This window comes from Croceibacterium segetis (genome assembly GCF_011320115.1).
Taxonomy (GTDB): domain Bacteria; phylum Pseudomonadota; class Alphaproteobacteria; order Sphingomonadales; family Sphingomonadaceae; genus Croceibacterium_B; species Croceibacterium_B segetis.
In genome coordinates this window covers 1-18,099 of record NZ_JAANOZ010000021.1, presented here as the reverse complement: position 1 = coordinate 18,099, position 18,099 = coordinate 1, and the positions used below count along the sequence as shown (strand labels likewise).

19 protein-coding genes are annotated in these 18,099 nt (G+C 62.2%); 5 read left to right on the top strand and 14 right to left on the bottom strand.

The window, feature by feature from the left end:
- The 4 genes from G7B69_RS15600 to G7B69_RS15585 form a co-directional block, all read right to left on the bottom strand.
- Entirely contained in the window at positions 1-303 is a 303-nt protein-coding gene (locus G7B69_RS15600) for a hypothetical protein (protein ID WP_166180957.1), read from the bottom strand.
- Positions 293-1,786: a type II and III secretion system protein family protein gene (locus G7B69_RS15595; RefSeq protein ID WP_166180956.1), complete on the bottom strand. Its 1,494-nt coding sequence runs from the start codon at positions 1,784-1,786 to the stop codon at positions 293-295. Before G7B69_RS15595 ends, G7B69_RS15600 begins: the two co-directional genes overlap by 11 nt.
- Positions 1,787-1,790: 4 nt before the next feature.
- Positions 1,791-2,663, bottom strand: a complete 873-nt coding sequence (cpaB, locus tag G7B69_RS15590; RefSeq protein WP_166180955.1) for a Flp pilus assembly protein CpaB — start codon at positions 2,661-2,663, stop codon at positions 1,791-1,793.
- An 81-nt stretch (positions 2,664-2,744) separates the two neighbouring features.
- Positions 2,745-2,942 (bottom strand): Flp family type IVb pilin, encoded by a 198-nt coding sequence (locus G7B69_RS15585; RefSeq protein ID WP_166180954.1) that lies wholly within the window; start codon positions 2,940-2,942, stop codon positions 2,745-2,747.
- Between the two features lie 517 nt (positions 2,943-3,459).
- Between G7B69_RS15585 and G7B69_RS15580 the strand changes: the two genes are divergently transcribed.
- Both G7B69_RS15580 and G7B69_RS15575 read left to right on the top strand, forming a co-directional pair.
- Positions 3,460-4,275, top strand: coding sequence for a DUF2569 domain-containing protein (locus tag G7B69_RS15580; RefSeq protein WP_166180953.1), 816 nt, complete (start codon positions 3,460-3,462; stop codon positions 4,273-4,275).
- The gene (locus G7B69_RS15575; protein WP_166180952.1) at positions 4,275-5,300 is read left to right on the top strand and encodes a hypothetical protein; all 1,026 of its coding nucleotides are present in this window, start codon (positions 4,275-4,277) and stop codon (positions 5,298-5,300) included. Before G7B69_RS15580 ends, G7B69_RS15575 begins: the two co-directional genes overlap by 1 nt.
- Positions 5,301-5,349: 49 nt before the next feature.
- On the opposite strand, the gene G7B69_RS15570 is transcribed toward G7B69_RS15575, so the two are convergent.
- The 5 genes from G7B69_RS15570 to G7B69_RS17080 all read right to left on the bottom strand — a co-directional run bounded on the left by G7B69_RS15570 (position 5,350) and on the right by G7B69_RS17080 (position 10,545).
- On the bottom strand, positions 5,350-6,813 hold the full coding sequence (locus G7B69_RS15570; RefSeq protein WP_166180951.1) for an ArnT family glycosyltransferase: 1,464 nt from the start codon (positions 6,811-6,813) through the stop codon (positions 5,350-5,352).
- Positions 6,814-6,963: 150 nt separating this feature from the next.
- Positions 6,964-7,659 carry a M23 family metallopeptidase gene (locus tag G7B69_RS15565; protein WP_243415218.1) on the bottom strand — a complete coding sequence of 232 codons (696 nt, stop codon included), beginning with the start codon at positions 7,657-7,659 and terminating at the stop codon, positions 6,964-6,966.
- A 1,209-nt stretch (positions 7,660-8,868) separates the two neighbouring features.
- Entirely contained in the window at positions 8,869-9,396 is a 528-nt protein-coding gene (locus G7B69_RS15560; RefSeq protein ID WP_166180950.1) for a CAP domain-containing protein, read from the bottom strand.
- A gap of 62 nt (positions 9,397-9,458) precedes the next feature.
- Entirely contained in the window at positions 9,459-10,112 is a 654-nt protein-coding gene (locus G7B69_RS15555; RefSeq protein WP_166180949.1) for a L,D-transpeptidase family protein, read from the bottom strand.
- Positions 10,105-10,545: a PEP-CTERM sorting domain-containing protein gene (locus tag G7B69_RS17080; protein WP_423717958.1), complete on the bottom strand. Its 441-nt coding sequence runs from the start codon at positions 10,543-10,545 to the stop codon at positions 10,105-10,107. Before G7B69_RS17080 ends, G7B69_RS15555 begins: the two co-directional genes overlap by 8 nt.
- 1,091 nt (positions 10,546-11,636) lie before the next feature.
- Between G7B69_RS17080 and G7B69_RS16970 the strand changes: the two genes are divergently transcribed.
- Positions 11,637-11,762 carry a hypothetical protein gene (locus tag G7B69_RS16970; RefSeq protein WP_279323176.1) on the top strand — a complete coding sequence of 42 codons (126 nt, stop codon included), beginning with the start codon at positions 11,637-11,639 and terminating at the stop codon, positions 11,760-11,762.
- Positions 11,763-12,396: 634 nt separating this feature from the next.
- Complete coding sequence (locus G7B69_RS15545; RefSeq protein ID WP_166180947.1) at positions 12,397-13,302, top strand: OmpA family protein; 906 nt, start codon at positions 12,397-12,399, stop codon at positions 13,300-13,302.
- 1,177 nt (positions 13,303-14,479) lie between these two features.
- On the opposite strand, the gene G7B69_RS15540 is transcribed toward G7B69_RS15545, so the two are convergent.
- The 5 genes from G7B69_RS15540 to G7B69_RS15520 form a co-directional block, all read right to left on the bottom strand.
- Entirely contained in the window at positions 14,480-14,863 is a 384-nt protein-coding gene (locus tag G7B69_RS15540) for a hypothetical protein (protein ID WP_166180946.1), read from the bottom strand.
- Positions 14,864-15,161: 298 nt separating this feature from the next.
- A complete protein-coding gene (locus G7B69_RS17075) occupies positions 15,162-15,485 on the bottom strand; it encodes an EAL domain-containing protein (RefSeq protein WP_166180974.1) in 324 nt (107 codons plus the stop codon).
- Between the two features lie 51 nt (positions 15,486-15,536).
- The gene (locus G7B69_RS15530; protein WP_166180945.1) at positions 15,537-15,929 is read right to left on the bottom strand and encodes a hypothetical protein; all 393 of its coding nucleotides are present in this window, start codon (positions 15,927-15,929) and stop codon (positions 15,537-15,539) included.
- A 98-nt stretch (positions 15,930-16,027) separates the two neighbouring features.
- Positions 16,028-16,363, bottom strand: coding sequence for a hypothetical protein (locus G7B69_RS15525; RefSeq protein ID WP_166180944.1), 336 nt, complete (start codon positions 16,361-16,363; stop codon positions 16,028-16,030).
- A gap of 394 nt (positions 16,364-16,757) precedes the next feature.
- Positions 16,758-17,390 carry a response regulator transcription factor gene (locus G7B69_RS15520; protein WP_166180943.1) on the bottom strand — a complete coding sequence of 211 codons (633 nt, stop codon included), beginning with the start codon at positions 17,388-17,390 and terminating at the stop codon, positions 16,758-16,760.
- A gap of 314 nt (positions 17,391-17,704) precedes the next feature.
- On the opposite strand from G7B69_RS15520, the gene G7B69_RS15515 reads away from it, so the two are divergent.
- Positions 17,705-17,842, top strand: coding sequence for a hypothetical protein (locus G7B69_RS15515; RefSeq protein WP_166180942.1), 138 nt, complete (start codon positions 17,705-17,707; stop codon positions 17,840-17,842).
- Positions 17,843-18,099 lie beyond the last annotated feature (257 nt).

Sequence of the window (18,099 nt, the reverse complement as noted above, 5' to 3'; positions counted from 1 at the left end):
TTAAGCTCCGCCCGACCCGGACGAACCCGAGCCCGAAGCGCCGGTGGCGGTTGATTGCCGCGCCGGCTTCTTGACCGTTCCGGCATTGTAGCGATCGGTGGCGTCCTGCACGTGATCGCCGCTCGTTTTGGGCACCAGCGCCTCGTACTCAGGGGCAGGATCGATGATCTGCGCGGCGAAGGTTTGCTTGCTCGCTTCGCCGAAGTTGTCGGGCAGCGGCGCCAGGCGGTCGTTCGCGGTGCAGCCGACCAAGGCCAGCACCGCGGCCGAGGCGAGGACGGAGCGGGGCAGCTTAATACTCATATCCGTTCTCCTTGGCGGGCGTGGTGGCGGCGGGAAGCTCGCCGGCGTGAGCCAGCGGCTGGGCGGGGCTGTCGCCCTGGGGCGTGGCGGCGGAAACGCCGGGCACGTTGGCCGCCGGCGGCAGCGGCTTGGTCTGGCCGCTGGTGCCGAACAGGACCGCCTCGGCCGCCGTCGGATCGGTCGTCTCGTCGGTCGGCAGGCGGACCTGGCCGGGCTTGATCGGCGCCACCAAGTGCGGCGTGACAATGATCAGAAGCTCGGTCTCGCCCTTCTGGAAGCTGGTCGAACGGAACAGCGCGCCGATGATCGGCAGCGAGCCGAGCAGCGGCAGCTGCTTGATCGTGGTTCCGAAGTCCTTCTGCAGCAGCCCGGCGATGGCGAAGCTCTCGCCGTCGCGCAGCTCCAGCGTGGTGCTCGCGCGGCGGGTGCGCAGGCCGGGGATGGTGATGTTGCCGACCGTCAGCGAAGCGGCCGGGTCGATCGCGCTCACCTCGGGCTGGACCAGCAGGCTGATGGTCTTGTCGCTCAGCACCGTTGGGGTGAAGCCCAGACTGACACCGAATGGCTTGAACTCAACAGTGATCGCGGTGCTGCCCCCGTTGGCGGCGCCGGACCCGCTCTGCACGACGGGCACCGGAAACTCGCCGCCGGCGAGGAACGAGGCCGGCTCGCCCGAAAGGGCGATCAGCGTCGGCTGGGCCAGCGTCTTAGCCATGCCGCGCGTTTCCATCGCGTTGAGGATGCCCTGCAGGTTGAGCCCGCCGATATTGAACGTGTCGCGGAAGATGCCGAAGGTGTCGGTGATGGAAAGAAGCTTGAGCAGCCCCTCGCCGGTGTCCGGATCGGGAACCAGCTGTGCCCCGGCCCCGGTAACCGAACTGAACTTGCTGCCGGTGCCGAACGCGCTCACCCCCACGTTCACGCCGGAATTGCGGTTCACCTCGGCGAACTTCACTTCGAGCATGACCTGCTGGCTGGAGCCGACGGTCATCAGATTGACGACCTTGTCGCCGGCATAAGTGCGCGCGACCTGCACCGCACGGTCGACCGCGCCCGGGTCGCTGACCTGGCCGCTGAGGACGATCGAATCGTTCGAGATCCGCGCATCGATCTGCTGCCCCGGCACTAGGCCGGTCAGCTGCTCCTGCAGCCCCTGCACGTCAGGGCCGACGGCGATGTCCATGATCGACAGCACCCGCCCGCCGCTATCGTAAAGCGTCAGGCTGGTGGTGCCCATCTTCTTGCCGAGCACGTAGAGCGAGTTCGCGGTGATCGGGACGATGTCGGCGATCTCCTCGTTGCCGATCATCGCCTTGGCGATCGTCCTGTCGAGCGAGACCACCTGGCTCTTGTTCAGCGGCACTTCGAGCGTGCCGGCATGGAGCCGCTCGGGCGGGGTGTAGACTTGCTGCGCGACCGAAGGGATCGGCGCGGCGGCAAGCCACAGCGCAAGGGCAGCTCCGCCGATTAGGCGGCGGGACATGGGCTTAGTACGCACCGTGCACCTCATAATCTGTGGGAACCGCCTTGCGGTACACGGTCATCTTGGGCCCGCTGTGGGCGGGCGGCGGCGTAGTTGCGGCGACACGGGCGACCGGCGCCCGCGCCCTGGCCGGGGCGGCCGAGCCGCGCTGGGCGACGTAGACGCGGCCGGCGGAAAGATCGCGCGCGGTCACGGTGCGCATCGGCGCGCCGATCGGCTGCGAGGCGACATTGCGCAAGGCCAGGCTCAGCGAACCCACCTCGCGGGCCAGCGCCAGGCGCTGCGCGCCGTAAGTATCGACCTGCAGCGTGGCGGTACGCGCGACCGCGGCCTTGGTGTTCGAGCTGTCGTTGACCTGGTCGATGGCGAGGACCGGGACGGCTTCCATCAGCACGTCGGTCATCTTGTCGTCGCCTTGCGCGTGGTCGCCCGGGATCTGCCGGGTGAAGAGCACGTCGACGACATCGCCCGGCCGCACGAACCCGCTGACGCCGGTCACGACGGTGACGGGGACGGAGACCGCGAGCTTGTCTTTCGGCAGGTTGGCGGCGAGCGTTGCGCGGCCGTCGGTGCCCGAGACGATCGACGCGAGGATCGGTTCGCCGGCGGCGAGCTGGCGCAGCGCGACGCGGTTGTTAAGCGCATCCGAAAGCTTGGTGAAGGAGCCAGCGGGCACGCTGGCGGCGGGCCAGTCGGTCATGCTGACATTGGTGTTCGTCAGCGGCTGGCCGAATTCGATTGGCTGCGAAGCGACCGCGACCTTGATCAGGCGGGTCTGCTTGAGCTGTTCCTCCTGCTGGGCATCGTACCCGGAGAAGTAGGAATTGGCGAGATAGACTGCGATGAGGCCGATGAAGACCGCCGCAGCTATGATCATGGCATTTTGCCGGTTCATTGCGCCCCCCAGTAGAAAAAGTGGCGACCGGAAACTTTCCCGGCCGCCACTTCATTCACGTATTTAGCAAGACCCGCCGGTGCTGTCGGCGGCGCAAGCCGAGAGATAGTCGCCCTTCGACGTAAGCGCGGCGCTCACCTTGCCGCCAAAGTACAGGGCACCGGCGGCAACGCCGGCGCCGAGCAGCGCGAGCAACAGGATGTATTCGGAAGCAGCCGCGCCGGATTCGTCGCGGATGAAGTCACGGAAAAACTTGGTCATAAAACCCCCTATCTCGTCGCCGATGCATGGCCCCGGCGCGTATCGATTTCCTTGGACTGGGCCCCGGCTTCTATTTCCGGTTAGCCAAACCTTCACGGGGATTAGCCGGTCGGCCGGCGCAATCCTTGTTGGTTGACAAGGAGGTTAACGCCGCGTTGGACCACTTCCCGTCAAGGCACCCTGAGAGTCATACTGTTAGCCAAACTAGTCAACACGGTTTTGATAGCGGTGATCCAGAATCGGACGTTCCCTTTTTTTACTCGTCCTTTCAATAGGTTGAACCGCAACACGGCGCCGTTTGATGTTAACGGATGACGTTAACGTAAGCTGACAAAAGCGGCCTTCCGGCCGCGACTCGCCTCATACCAGCACCGCCTCGCTCCGCACTGGACTGCTCCGAATTCCGGCCATTTACCCGATACTAACTTAATCAGCAGGATAGGTCCGACGACGGACTTTTCCGGAACGGCAATGGGGCCTAAGCCGTAGAACCGTGCGCTGACCTTGTGGAGCAACGATGAACCTTCGCGACCCAGCTTTCCTGCTTCCGGCTGCATGCGGCTGGCTGGCGCGGCGCTTCCTCGTCAGCACCCGCCGCATCGGCAAGGCGCTGGAAGTTCGCATGGATGCCATAGTCGGCGCCTGGGCCGCGGTGCTGCTGCTGGCGACCGGGTTGAAGATTGCCGGGTCGGGCGTCGTCTCGCCGACAGTCGGCCAGATGCTGGCGATGGCCTTTCCCTTCCTGCTGCTCGGCGCCGCGCCGGTGCTCGGTTACCGCTTCGCGATCGCCTGCGCCGTCCGGACCGGCGACCGGCGGCAGCCGTCGTTCCGCCTGGCCCGCTTCGGCAGGTGGCGCGAGGCCGGGCCGCTCGACCGCCGCCGCGCCCGGATCGGCGGCAAGGCCGGTTTCTTGGTGTCGTTGATGGTCGGCCTGTTGCTGAACGTGCCGGTGCGCAGCCTGAAGTTCCTGGCGATCGTGCCGCCGATCGTTCCCGCCGATCCGTACTGGTCGCAAGTGCTGGTCGCCACCTTCACGCTGCAGGCCGCGACGGTGAATTTCCTCTACATGGTCTGCTTCGTGATGGCGCTGCGCTCGAGGCCCCTGTTCCCGCGCATGCTGCTGCTCGTGTGGATGGTCGACCTTGCCAGCCAGGGCCTGATCGCTTCGGCCATGGCCACCTCCGGATTGCCGGCCGAACTGGTCGGACCGCTGATCGCCACGCTGCATGAGAACCTGGCCGAGGTGCTGATCTCGATGGCGCTGTGGCTGCCTTACCTGCTGGTGTCGGATCAGGTGAACCTGTTCTTCCGCAACAGGGTACGCGCCGCCTGATGCCGAATGTCTCGGCGAGGACCCGCGCCTTCGCGCAATTGGTGGGGATCCTCCTGTTGATCGTGGCGGCGACCGCTTCCTCGCCGCGCAAGGTCGATCCCACGCCCTATCTCGCTTCGGCACGCGAGATGTCGGACTTGCAGCTCTATCAGGCCATTGCCGGGAAGGTCGCCCGGGGTCAGGGTTATTATCCCACCGCGGTGAAGCTCCAGCGAGAGCACGACTTTCCAGTCAGGCCTTTCGTGACCGTGCGATTGCCGACGCTCGCCTGGGCTGTGGCGCTCGTGGGGCCTGGCGCCTTGCTGGCGCTGCAAGCGCTGCTGTTGCTTGCAGGCGCGCTCGCGTGGTTCGCGGCGCTGTCCGGATACTCCCGGCCTGAGCGATACGGCGCCGTCGCCCTTTACGCGGTGTTCGGCGGCTCGATGATTGGCCTAGCGGAAACCGCCCAGCACGAGGTCTGGGCCGGCCTGCTGCTGTCGCTTGCCCTGCCGCTCGCCAGTCGCTTCCCGAACCTTGCCGTCGTCCTCGGCCTGCTCGCGTCGCTAATCCGCGAACTGGCCGCGCCGTTTCTCGGGCTGATAGCTTTGCTCGCGTGGCTGGAACGCGACCGCGCGACCTCAGCGAAAGCGCTCGGCGCCCTGGCTGTGGTTTGCCTTGCCCTGGCTGCCCACTATTTCGCGCTTACGTCGCTCACGCTGCCAGGCGACCCGGCGACACAGGGCTGGCTGGGGCTTGGTGGCCCGGCCGCACTACTCAGGGACATCTCCGCCATCACTACCGCAGACCCGCTGCCGCCATTCGTTCTGGCCGCGCTCAGCTTCGGGCCGATGCTCGGCTGGCTATCGCTTCCGGGCCGCACCGGCCGGCTCGCCGCGCTGTGGTTCGGCGGCGTACTGTTCGCGGTGATAGTACTCGGCCGGTCCGACAACTTGCGTTGGATCGACATGCTCATGCCGGGATATTTCGTCGGCCTGGCGCTGGTCCCGCGCGGTATCTTTAAAATCGGCGGAAAGGCTCCTTCTTAGCGCTCAGGAAAGTTCAGCAATCTTGCTTCGACCTCGATGTCGTCGGATTTCAGCGCGCTCTACCGCATTTGGCATAAACGATATGCGGGCTGGGCTTCCCGAATGGTTCGACAAGATCGATCGCCACGGGCGGTGCGCATTGCGAGCGAACATAGGAAAGCAATTGTCGATATGTTGCTGGGTCGGGGGGGGTGATTGGGATCGGTGCCATCACCACCGCAGCAGGTCTCATGGAAATGACGCGACGCAATTCAGGTACGGTTCGAATGGTGCTGACGTCTTTTTCGAAAACGTTGTTTAAATGCTCCGGGAAGGCGAGCACCGACATCGGACGGGTTCCCACAGCATAGTAGAGCAGAGGAGGGCCATCGTAGACCAGCAGCCTCTCCCCACGATGCAATGGACCAATCGCCGACACCATCTGTGCGAACCCAGCAGCCGATCTTCGGTGGCGATCGAAGTTGACAGGCTCGGACAGCATTATAGCGGTAAGGCCGACGCCAAGCGCGAGCAACGGCCCAAGCGGCCTAGCAGCAAATGCGGCGGCCGCGACGATGCACAAGGGCACAAGGGCGGGCAGCGCATAATGCTCGACGACAAACGGAACCGAGAAGAACCCAAGTACCGCGGCGAAGAGCCAAAGGGCCAGCGAACGTGCCGGAAAGGTGTCTCGATAGAACAGGAAAGCGTAGAGGTTGGCGATCAGGAGGGGTCCCAGTTCGGCCGCTAGCATCAAAGCATTTTGCCGAACGATGGAGGACAGGTGTGCTGGCCTATCAAGGTTGGCAAGAACCATCGCTTCAAAGAACTGGGGCCAATAGCCTGCCAGCCAATACCAGCCCGCAATCAACGCGAAGGGCAGAATCCCCAGCGTGATCGACAGCAACGCCTTTCTCCAACTCCGATGATCGCCAAGGGCCAGCAGGCCGAAAAACGAAGCCTCGAAAAACACCGTCTGTTTGAAAGTCAGAGCAACGCCGAGCAGGAGCATCGCGGTGTAGAGTTGCCAATCCTCTCGCTCCGACCCGTATCGGAAGACCAGCAGGGCCGCACAAGCAACAAATGTATTGTAGAAGATCGGAGTTTGGCCGCCGAACCCAAGCAAGACTCCTGCCGTCGCCAGATAGATGCACCCGGCCAACAGCGCAGCGGGCGCGGGCGCCCAGCGCGATGCGATACGGGTGACCAGGAAAGCCGTCAGACTGGCGGAAAGCCATGCGCCGATCTGGTAAGCGAGCACGCCGTTTCGAAAGAAAGCGAAGACCCAGTAGGTCAGGAAGATGCCGAGCGGCTTGCGATCCCAGATATCCACATAGGGGATCGCGCCTTTGTGCATCTCCTCACCGACGAGCAGATAAAAAGACTCATCAATTTGGAGATTTGGATCACCGAACGTCGAGATGCGCAGCAACAGACCGACTGCGAGCAAGATCGCCAGTTGGACGCCAGCGTCGTTGACGACCGGCCGACGAGCATTGGAAAGCGATGTGGTCGCATACATCGGCAGCAACATCCTCGAAGGCGGTGGAAAATCAACCCGCCCGGAACAAATGTTCTTGCCCGGCACAACTGCTTGCGCTGAAGGGACGACGCCTATGGAATTGTCCTAAGCGGCCTGGCTTTTTGTTGCGAAAACGAACGCTTTGCCGGACCGAGAAAGAGATCAACGCCTGTTCGGATCGACGGGGTGGCCGTCTCGGCGCACTTCGTAATGCACATGGGGTCCCGTCGAGAGGCCTGTCGAGCCGACATAGCCGAGCACGTCTCCCTTTCGCACCGTTTGGCCGGCGGAAACCGCGACGCGCGACATATGGCCGTAAAGGGTTTGCACCCCACCGCCGGCGTCGAGCTCGACCATCAGGCCGTAGCCGCCGGACCAGTCGGCCTTCCTCACCGTGCCGTCGGAGGTCGCCCGGATAGGTGTCCCCGCCGGCGCCGCCAAGTCGACACCGCGATGCCAGCGTTGACCACCGAGAATCGGATGTGTGCGCAGCCCGTATGTGCTGGAGAGGCGACCGGCGAGGGGCAGGCCGACTGGAGAGCCCTCGATCCCTTCGAACGACGGAGGGGGGGGCCGGTTCGTGAACGTGACGATGGCGGCGCCGCCGATTTTCGATCGCAAGGCGTAACGCGGCTCACCGGCCAACTGCGCCTCCCTGGCCGAAATGTGAGTTTCTGCCTGTCCGCGCGGTTCATGTTCAGGGCGCGACAGGCTTTCGGAAGCGGAATAGCGGGGATCATCGACAATGCGAGCCCGCGCCGTTTGAGCACCGGCAGATCCCGCGAGAACAGCAGTGGGGCACAGCAGCCCGGTAAACACCGCCGCCATAAAGGCACGAATCGTTTGGCGACTCGCCATGATTCCCCCTCCTGATCGTTCGCAGATACACCTTTGCGACTATCGCGGAAAGGATCGCGGGGCGCGCATCAATGTCCCTCCTGGGCATGGTGCCAATTTGGGTCGCATTGCGGTGAGCCTTGATTTGTCCTGCTCGGGAGAGCCGGCGGCGCAGTCGCTTGAGGTCTTGAAGGCTCGGGGGCCCTTCCCCTTCATATTCAATTGGCCTGGCTGGCCATCCGAAGGGACTATTGTCGAGTGGTTGCGTTCGTACGAGGCCGCGACGAGCGAGCTTGGCTGCGAGGCAAGACAGAGGATCGGCCGTTGGGCCATAAGCAGGGTGAAGAACTCGCACCTCTCATTCCGACGACTAGGGCGAGCGATGCCGAGGTTGAAGCCCCCAACCTGCGCTGGATAAGGAGCAATACTGACTATCGTGGGGCGCTTCGCGACGCCGGGCGAAGCGTGGAGCGCGTTGGCGAGGGGGCACGCAAGCCCGACGAAGAAGCGCTGCGCTCATGATTTCAGCAGAAATAGGGGCTTTACGAGTGCCCTTGAGGTCATTCGAAACGCTGCGCCGACTCATCCCCGGTTTATCGTTGGTACCAAGCGGCTCAACGATACGAGCCGCCGCCTACGTTTTGGCGCTGCCGCAGGACAGTGATCGCCTCGCAGCCGTGCCAGGGCTCGGCGCTCCTACCACGACATTGGCGATCTAAGGTGCGTGAGAGCGTCGGGCCAGCCTCTCGCGGCGCTCCCGCATTATTAGCCGCTCAGAAGCGCTTGGATCGGCGCCTCGCTGTTCTGTAAGGGACTCGTAGCGCAAGTTTGCCTCGGCACGAGAGCTTCGCGCGGAGCCCGCTTCGCTCGAGATGCACGACCTCGTCGCAGGCCCCGTCCGCCAACATGCAGGCGATTTTGACAATCCCCATCGGCTTCTTCACCGGCGCCACGCCTTCACGCTGCCATGGACTGCGAATTTCCCAGCTTGGCAGGTCGATCAGGGCAGAAACCGACGTCACCTGGCAACGCTCAGTGGTTCATCAGGAACGCGATCCGCAGCGCGCAACCTGGAACCCTCTGGCGGACCCGCGTAGGACACCTCGGATGGTCGCGTCCGGACATAGGCCCGTGTCGACCTTTGCGTTCGACAAGCAAGACGGAGAAATGCGGCTCGCCGAGGCATAAGCGCCTGCTGGACCAACAGTCCTTTGGAGTGACCAGGCTTGCTCAGACCGGGGATTGGCCAATTATGTTGCCAGGAGCCGAGTAGCGGCAAACAAGTATCTCTTCCGATTCGCCTCGGGCAATGGCGCAACCGACGTCAGTCGTGCGACCCCAGACGACCTGGGTGTAGTGTGTGACGTCCTGCACCCTTCCCGTCGCGCTGTTGGTCGGGAACGGGCCTGGCCTGAAATAACGCTTCTCCGCGATCCAGGCGCCTACCATCTTGTTCGGCGTAAATTGTCCCGGCGTGCCCCCCCAGATGTTCTCGCCAAGTTGGGATTGGCCCGGCAGGTCCGGCGAGTGTTCGAACTTCCCGGAGCGCGCTAGGTATTCGGACCACTTTTGCGCACCAACCGCCAAGCTGTCGTTCCAGCGCAGCGGCCCAACGCCGGTCCTCGCGCGTTCCGCGTTGTGGGCAGCGAGAATTTGATCCCTCACGTCGAGTTCGGGTGCAGTGGCGCCCGTCAGGACGGCAATTATCGTGAGAGCGAACGACGGCAAAAGCCACCGCGCCGGCTCGAAGCGTGCCATGGTCTGTTCCTCTATTCGAGGAAATGACCCTTGCTCCGCAACTTACTAAGAAGCGGTTGACACTATGAGCTTATGTACGAAAGCTCAGGCGACACCGACTTGACGATCTGAACGCTTGTCCCAACTTTCGCCTCGCTAAACAAGCGCCGGGCGAAGTCCAATGGGACGCCAACGCAGCCGTGGGTCGCGCGGCTGCCCCGAACCTCGCTCCCGTGAATTGAGACGCCATCATTCGTAAGACGCAGCGTATAAGGCATGGCGGCATCGTAGCTCGAGGACCTATGGTCCTTCATCTTCGCCATGACGTTGAAGCGGCCCAGAGGGGTGCCGAAAGTGTCGGTCCCGTAAAGAATAACGGCGGTGCCGATCTCGTGCCTGCCCCGAAAGGCGGAAATCAGTTGTCGACGCAAATCCACGTAAATCGTGAGCGTGCCCTGCGGGACACCGGAGTCGTCCCAGACCCAAGAGCCGTAGCGCAGCCGCGTCGGCAAATTTAACACCGACCGGGTGTCCGGCGGCAGGAGACCGGTCCGGGCGGCGTCCTGTCTCGCCGCCTCGCTTAGGAAGATTCGCGGCTTGGCCAGATTGAACGGCTTGGCGCCCAGGTCCGATGCTTCGATTGCCGCTGAGGAATGAACTGCCGGTTGCGCTATGGCAAACGCGCCGGCGGCAAGTCCGGCCGCAGCAATCACCCCGATGGACACGAGTTTAAGCATCAGCTTCGACGGCCGCTCGCCGCCGCTGCGAAGACCTACCGCGCCTTAACGCGGCAGCGGAAAGGGCCGCGCCGAGCAGCATGAGCGCCCATGTCTCCGGTTCCGGCACTGCCGACGGCACTTCAGGGACCACCGGAGTAACAACGGGGCCCCCACCGGACCCACCTCCGCCGCTCCCGCCACCATTGCCGCCGCCAGAGCCCCCTCCAACAGGAGGACCATAATAGACCGCAGGGCCAGCGGGTATTCGAATGTCCTCAGCCGTTCCGGCAAGCGCGATGGGAGGATACTCGAACTCAGCTGAGTCCAATAGGGGAGGATTGGCAAGCAGATCTTCAGGCGGCACGATTGCCGGCGGAACTGGTGGGAACACCTTGCCCAGTACACGCTGGTGCAACTCTTCAGTCCTATCTTTCGACACCCGCTTTTTCATCTTGGTCAGGGCGGCGCTACTACGTTCGCCGGGTGAGCGGCCTTCCAATAAGCGAATAACGCTATCGATGGGCCTGCCAGGGATGCGGTCGTCTCCCCAAGTTAGCTCCGCCACACCGAGCGAGCTAGCAGCAACCGCTAGAACGGAAGCGACGCGCCACGCAGCCCTGCGTTTGGGATTTGCCGCGGCGAGCTTATCTGTCATCGAGACTCCCATTCGCTACCTGGACTTGACGGGCCAGTAATGCCTTGCCGAGAAAACACCGAGGGCCGACGCTTCGCGTCGCCACCGGTGACAGTGCTGCGCCGTATTATGGCGAGGGAAGATCACTCATCTCCTCTAACACGAAATCCCAACGACTCTTTTCTCCGCCGAAAACCCAAGGACCGCCCGAGAACACTTTTGCCTGGTTTAGCCGGTCGCCTATTTTCCTTTTTTAGCGGTCGGCGAGCATTCGACTCATGCCAACACCCGGCTGAGCTACCTCAGCTTGCCTAATGCCAATACGACAAGCGCCTCGCGATGGAAACCCGCAGCGCTAGACTTGCTGATAAGAATCCCATTTTGAAACGCACTGCGATAAGTTTTCTGCTCGTACGTCTGCCGTAGCCCTTGCGGACCTCGGCCCGTATTCGGATATCCAACGGTGGACGATCGTCTGCGGTGAAACTACGCTTTGCCAATAAACATCCGATGGTCGGCCGGAGTTGGCGACCTTTCCCCCTTGGGCTGTTCCACAATCGTTGCTCATCTTGCAGCCGCGGGGTCGTGTGCCGCTGCCGCGGCAAGAACTGTCGATCGCGCTCGCTCAGTCGATCGGGAACGGCGGTTCTGGCTGGCGATCTCGGTCGTTTTGCTAATTCTAGGGATCAATAAGCAGCTTGAACTTCAATCTCTGCTTACCGAAGCGGGTCGCGGCGCGGCCCAGCTCGAAGGATGGTAATGACGACGATGCCATTATCAACAGGCCTTCGTTGGCATGACGGCAAGCACAGGCATTGCCGTCATGTCGTTGCGGCTGGGGCGGATGCGGAGTGCTTCCCCACCGCTAAAGCTCGCGCTCTTGGGCTTCGCCCCTTACCTCGACCCTTGTGGTCGTGCGCGCCGCATCATTCCATCATGTCGACCCGTGGCTGAATCAAAACATTTTGCGCCGTCGATGGAACTGGGTCATCGAGTTGACCGGCATCGCGACGATCGCGGCCGGGGCCGCTTGATGCAAAATGGCGACTCGATCAACTCAGGGAAATGAGCGCCAACCCCATCTGGTGTCCGTTCCACCGTGTCTGAACGTCGCCGGATTAGCAAGTGCGGTTGCAGCGTTGCGGCGGCGGTGATCGGGGTGCCGGAACCCAGCGATGTAGGCGATGCTGCATATCGACTTCTTTGCGGTTGGCGGCGCGATGCGCACGGCGCTCCGAAGCAGAACGCCTCCGTTTCCAACGCCTGTGCTCGCACGCCCCCTGTAGTGCCAGCCAGCGTGTCAAATTGGGCGATAGCGGGCCGACTGCCGTTGGCAGCGCGACGTTCTTAGCGAACCGTCAGGCCTTTGCGATCTCGAAAGAAGCTAGGGATCCAATCGGATTTCGCGGGCAATGGACACGCGTTCCCGTTCAGTTCACCGCTGGCCACGCTCGGGTCGCCTCCAAAGTTAGCGACTTGGCCTCGAATGTTCATCTGGCGGCAAGGTTAACGCGAACAGTCGGCGTCTAAAGTCCCAAGCTGAACGCTACCGCGCACAATTTATCCTTCGGGTCGCAACAAGTTCCGATTACCCGGCGCGCCATTGCGGTGGCCACCGACGAATAGTCGCGAATGTATTAGTCCGTCCCAATTTGGAGTAGCCAAGTGATGAGCAATCTGTCCCCACGGTCGACGGTTCCTTTCCTGCTAGCCGCGCTTACCATGCCCGCGTGGGGCGGGCTGTCTGCGCAGCAGCAGGCTCCGGCTAACGACGCATCGCAGATCTACGTGACCGGCGCCGTGCCGCCGGCCGACCTGGCCGGCTTGACCGAAGGGCCGGAGGTCGAAGGGACCATTTCCGCGCGTCAGGGCAACCAGGTGCAGGTCACCGCGGCGGACGGCACGAACGCGGCGATCCTGATCTCCAAAGGCACCCGGATCAGCAGCAAGGGCGGCTTCCTCGGCCTGAATCGCACCAAGCTCGGCGCGGAAGCCCTGCTCAACGGGCTGCCGGTGAGCGTGAAGACGGTGCAGTGGCACGGTGGCCTGGTGGCCAGCCAGATCAAGTTCAAGGACAGCAACCTGCAAACCGCGTCCATGATCCGCACGGGCACCGCGCAGCGCTTCGGCGAGCATGACCGGGCGATCGCCTCGAACGCGGCGGCGACCGAGGCGCTGCGCGGGCGCGTCGGCGATATCGACCAATACGACATCAAGGGCACGACCAACGTCTACTTCGACACCGGCAAGGCGGCACTGTCTGACAAGGCCGAGGGCGACCTGTGCGCCGCCGCGGAGCAGGCCAAGGGGGTCGACAACGCCCTGCTGCTGGTGGTCGGCTATGCCGATGCGACCGGCAGCGAGGACTTCAACCAGACGCTCAGCGAACGGCGGACCGCCCGCGTCGTCAATTACCTGCAGCAGAAGTGCGGCTGGGCACCGTATCGCATGCTCACCCCGACGGGGATGTCCGAAGCCGATCCGGCGGCGGACAACAGCACGCCCGAAGGCCGGGCGCAGAACCGCCGCGTCGCAGTGAACATCATGGTCAGCAAGGCCGTCGATGGTCTGTAAAACCAGAGGGGTGGGCTGAGCCCACCCCTCCACTGGAAATTAGAACGCTCGCCCGTCTCTCTGTCGAACGATCGAGCTCGGCTGCCCCTGCTCAGTCTAGATGACTGGAAGATCGTGCTCGGCGGAATGGCAGCGTCAGACCGAATGCGGACTGTCCAGTATCGAAAACAAATCTCTGAGAAGTTGAACGTCTGCTCTCGATGTCTAGCTGTGCGCTAGCGCTTCCCACTCACGCGTTCATTGGGGAACGGTGACCACGTACTTCGCTTAAGCCGCCGCAAATATCGCCCGGAGGGGCAGCGGGCTGACCGGTGTCGAGTGCTCTAGAGGAGGTGCAACTCCACCGAGACTAGAGGGGCCTCGAGCCCGGCCCATCCATCGCGCTTCCAAACCAACCTAGCCGATACAGGCCGGCAACCGATGGGTGTAATGAGCATTCTAATGCCGGGCCTCGCCGGAAGATCTGCTTTTATCATGAGCCCATTGCGGGAGACATTGGCTAGATTCACCCTGCCGTTCCCCAATATGATGGCTGGGTTGTATCTGCCTTCCACGCAGTAACGCGGCTCATCGCGGCGGTCAGCTCGTAGCTCTCCTAAGCGTGGCTGTTTCCTGCGGTCCGGGACAGGCCTGGCCCGCTTGATATGTGTTCCTGAGGACATGCCAATCTTGCCCGCGATGGCACGGTACGCTGCCAAGCTTACAATTTGGGCAGTCATGCCGGCGAGTGCCCTTTCCGGGCTGCGTCATAAGAACTCGCAGGCCCATCCAGTGCCTGCCCCAGATTGCATTTGCGATCCTCGAGGTTCTCTTTTGGCAGAGCGACTTCGCGGAGTCTCTCCTCATAGAGAGCAGCCCATCTGAGATGAAATTGCTTCACCTCTCCGGGGCTTGTTTGCGCCCGCATTAACTCTTCGAGCATCCGAGCGCGGCAAAACTCTTCATCGTCGAGGTGCATCGTTCGACCTTTCAGCCAACAGAAACCTCACAATCGCGTCTGATGGAAAGGGAATGCTCGGCCCGTCCAGATTTGGGATGGAGCGTCGAGCGCGAGTTAATCGCTAACCGAGCCGTTAGCGGACCGGTCCAGTTGGTTTGACTCGCGCGGCAATGCTGCCGATCGGCCTTCAACCATCGCGGGCCCTGTCGCGCCAACGACCTGCTTGGCCGGCCAATCCTATCCGCCGTCGCTCTCGAACTCACTTTCGCCCTCTTCGATGGCTTTTTCCTGTACATAGAGCTTGCAGCCCTCCTTGAAGTCGTCGTCGCCGACCGTGCAGCTCCCCTCATCGTCGATGTGATGCGCTTCAGCCCAGTCGTAGCCGCTGAGCGGCTGGGCGCTGCCCTTGGCGACGCTGGGTCCGGCGGTATTGGCCACAACGGCAGCGCCGGCGGCCGGCGCACCGTTGCCTGTCGCAGTTGTGCCGGAATCTGCCACCGGCGCGCTGGTGGAAGTTACGGTCTCGGTGGTAACGCCGTTGGCGCTCGGCTTGGGAGCGGTTTGTTGCTGGCACGCAGCCAACGCGGCGCCCGCAAGCGCCAAAGACAGATATTTGCGCACGTGATCCCCCCTCGGCAGCGACCACCTTTTAATCATAGCACATCGGCTGGAGTCTCGAAATGCCGGCGGGGCAGGTCAGCGGCGGAGGTCGCCGCTCTTCCCACCTGTCGCCTGCCAGCCGCCCACACCAAGCCGCCACGTCGCGGCATAAACCCAACGACCTCGAAGACCGACAGGCGACGGTCCGCTTCCGGACACAAAGGCGGGCAAGCGGACTCTCCGCTTCGACCCCATCAGCAACTCTCGGTGCCTTCGCGCGCGGCTGGGAAGCAAATTTGCGCGATACTTGGCAGAAGGATCAGACAGTCAAGGCGTGTCGATGGCGCTCCAAGGCTCCGGCTAGTTCATTCGCCGGCACCGCTTTTGAGAAAAGGAAGCCTTGAAGCAAATTGCACCCGGCGCTGCGCAGAAACGTTCGCCGATCGGCGGTTTCGACACCTTCGGCTGTGACTTGCAGACCCATCGCGTGGCCCAGGGAAACAACCGTGGTGACGATTGCCGCCGCATCCAGCGTATGACCCAGGCTCTGAACGAAGCTCTTGTCGATCTTGATTCGGTCGACCTCGAAATCGCGCAGGTAGCTAAGTGAGGAGTAGCCCGTACCGAAGTCGTCGAGGGCAATGCAAAATCCCGCCTCGCGTAGCCTGCGAAGCGCGCCGCGTACACTTTCATTCTAATCCAGCGCGACACCTTTGGTCACTTCAAGTTCGGTATGGCGCAGGCTCACGCCGGCCGCGCTGACGATCCGGCACAGCCGGTCGGCAAAGCCTTCGTCGCAGAACTGTATCGGGGAAAGGTTCACCGCAATCGATAACTTGGGCCACTCGCGCGCAACGAGGCACGCCTCGGTGATGACCGCCCGCGGCGCGTTCGGAATACCAAGAAGACTTGCGCAGCTCAGCGGAAGCTGGCGAGCGCGGCGTAATCTGCCGCGCACTCGCCATTTCAGCGTGCGCGGCCGAGCAACCAGAAAGTACGTAATACGCCTGATTTGGACCAGATCGCGGCCGAAACTACGGCGCGAGGTGTGGCTCCTGGCTTTGAGTCTTTGCGCGTTGGTAGTCAACAGGTGCCAAGCGTCCGCTAACGACCCCCGGCGACCGCTATTCGCGACTCCGGACCGATCTCGGCCCACCGCCGAGCACAGCTATGCCTAAAGCTTGCTCACCACTCATATGACAAAGTTGCCCTGCATTTTCGCGGTCGGTCGAGCGCCTCCTTCTGTGTCCGGTCTTGAGTGTCAATCAACGCAGCAAAGCGGTGCAGGACGCGCGTCAATTCAGCATCGCCGTGCTCGGCAACCGTATCACCTAAAGCCAACAACATAGCTTGCCCTTCCGCTCTGTGCCTCAACGCGGCGGAGTCGTAGCCCACATAGTCTCGGAAGAGCACGACCACGAGTTCGGTAAGCCGGCTGATCGTGAATGTCGCGAGCTCTGGAGCGGTCGAAGGAGCTTGTCGCCGTTTTCCCCTGGCCTCGGGATTGACTATGTCAGTCACCGCCACTCCTTTCGTTCGACGGTCCCGCTATGGCTCGGCGGCTTAGGCCAAGGAAGACCGACGGTGGCGGCGTCCCGAATGGGTTCACCATTAGGCTCCATTTTTCACAGGCGATGAGGTCTGGCGCTGCACGAGCTTGAATGACGAAAGGACACAAGACGAATGGTTGAACGGCAACGTTGAGAGAAAGCGGACTGGGGTAGGTCTGCCTTCGGTCACATTTGCCATTCACGCCGGCGCAAACCGGCCGTGTCTGTCTTTCACCAAACCGCTGCTGGATCCTTTTGAAACCTTGCGGAGTCCGATCCAGCTAATTGACTGGGCGGCCTCGCCCAAGATGACTGCTTCGCCGCAAGTCTGGCATGGAATGGCAACGCTGTTCGCCGTTTTGACACTAGGCGGCCTCGCCCAAATGCTGGGCGTTCGAATCGTCGTCGAGCCCTGCATATAGGCCGGTCTTCACGGCCTCGGCGACTGATCGAGCCCGCAGCTTGGTCATCATATTGGAGCGGTGAATTTCGACCGTGCGCGGGCTGATATTCAGCATCTGCGCAATCTGCTTGTTCGACTGTCCAGCAATAAGCGCGGTGAGGACCTCTCTCTCACGAGGGCTCAGCGTTGCGACCCGCGCTCTCGCCTGCGCGAGTATGCGTTCACGTCGAAGGCGCTGTTCGCCTTCTTTTGAAATCCTGTTCAGCATCGCGACGAGTTCCCGATTGCCAAACGGCCACCGGAGAAAACCCGCCGCTCCAGCTATCATGGCTTCGACGACTTCTTCGGTGGAGGGCTCTTCGGCATAACCAACTACCGGAAGGTGAATGCCGAGTTCTCTTATGATCTCGGCGAGGTGGTGTTCGGCCGGGTCGGAGCTATTCGCTGCCAGAATTAGTCCTGTGCTCGGCGCGACCTCGAGGAATTCGCGGACATCCTCGTAAATCTCGGTGTGAACAGAAAAGCCATTCAACTCGCGTGATACGCGTGCTCTCCGTCGAACATCCATGTCGATAACGTGAACGCGATTAACCATTGAATCCTCCTTTTCGAGCCAGACTCTATGCGCTTTCCTATCGTCTATCTTGCGGGATATCCCTTATCTCCAATTATCACTACGTAGGTAATGGTACGTATCTCCTCCGCGCGCCTTCGCTGGCGTGCTCAGCGATCTCGCGAGTAAATCGGGATATCGCTAGTCGCGGCACTCTACTTACTTATTCCAACGAGGATCGATCCCGTCACAGGGGTTTCGGGCACACGAAGGTGCAGATAAGATCTGCGCAGTAAGTCGTGCCGCAGACTGGGGGTGATAATGGCCGATCACGTTGAGTCGCTCGAGGCGACTCTGTGATTCGTCGTATTGAAATGATCGCCCGAGGCGAGCTGCCGGGCGTGGAAAACGAGCTGCGCCACGCGTCGCACCTGTTGCAGCTCACGCCTCAAGCGGAGCGACCGGCGGTGGAACTTTCGATAGATGAAGAATAGATCGAGGCGCCTTTGGCTTCCGAGGACTTCGATACAGCAGCAAATTGCCTCTTTGCCCACTCGATGGTTTTGAGCGTCGAGGGTCCCTCTGGAGTCAGTGGGGTCAGAGCCACAATGCAAGGCTCGGTGATGTGAGCGGAATGTCCAGTCGGGGGATTGCGGCCGCGGAAGGGATTAGCTTGGCGCGGGCGGAGGATGTCCGCCTTTCGATGATGGACAAGCTGCTGGCTAGGACGAGCGCCGATGCGGTGCGAATT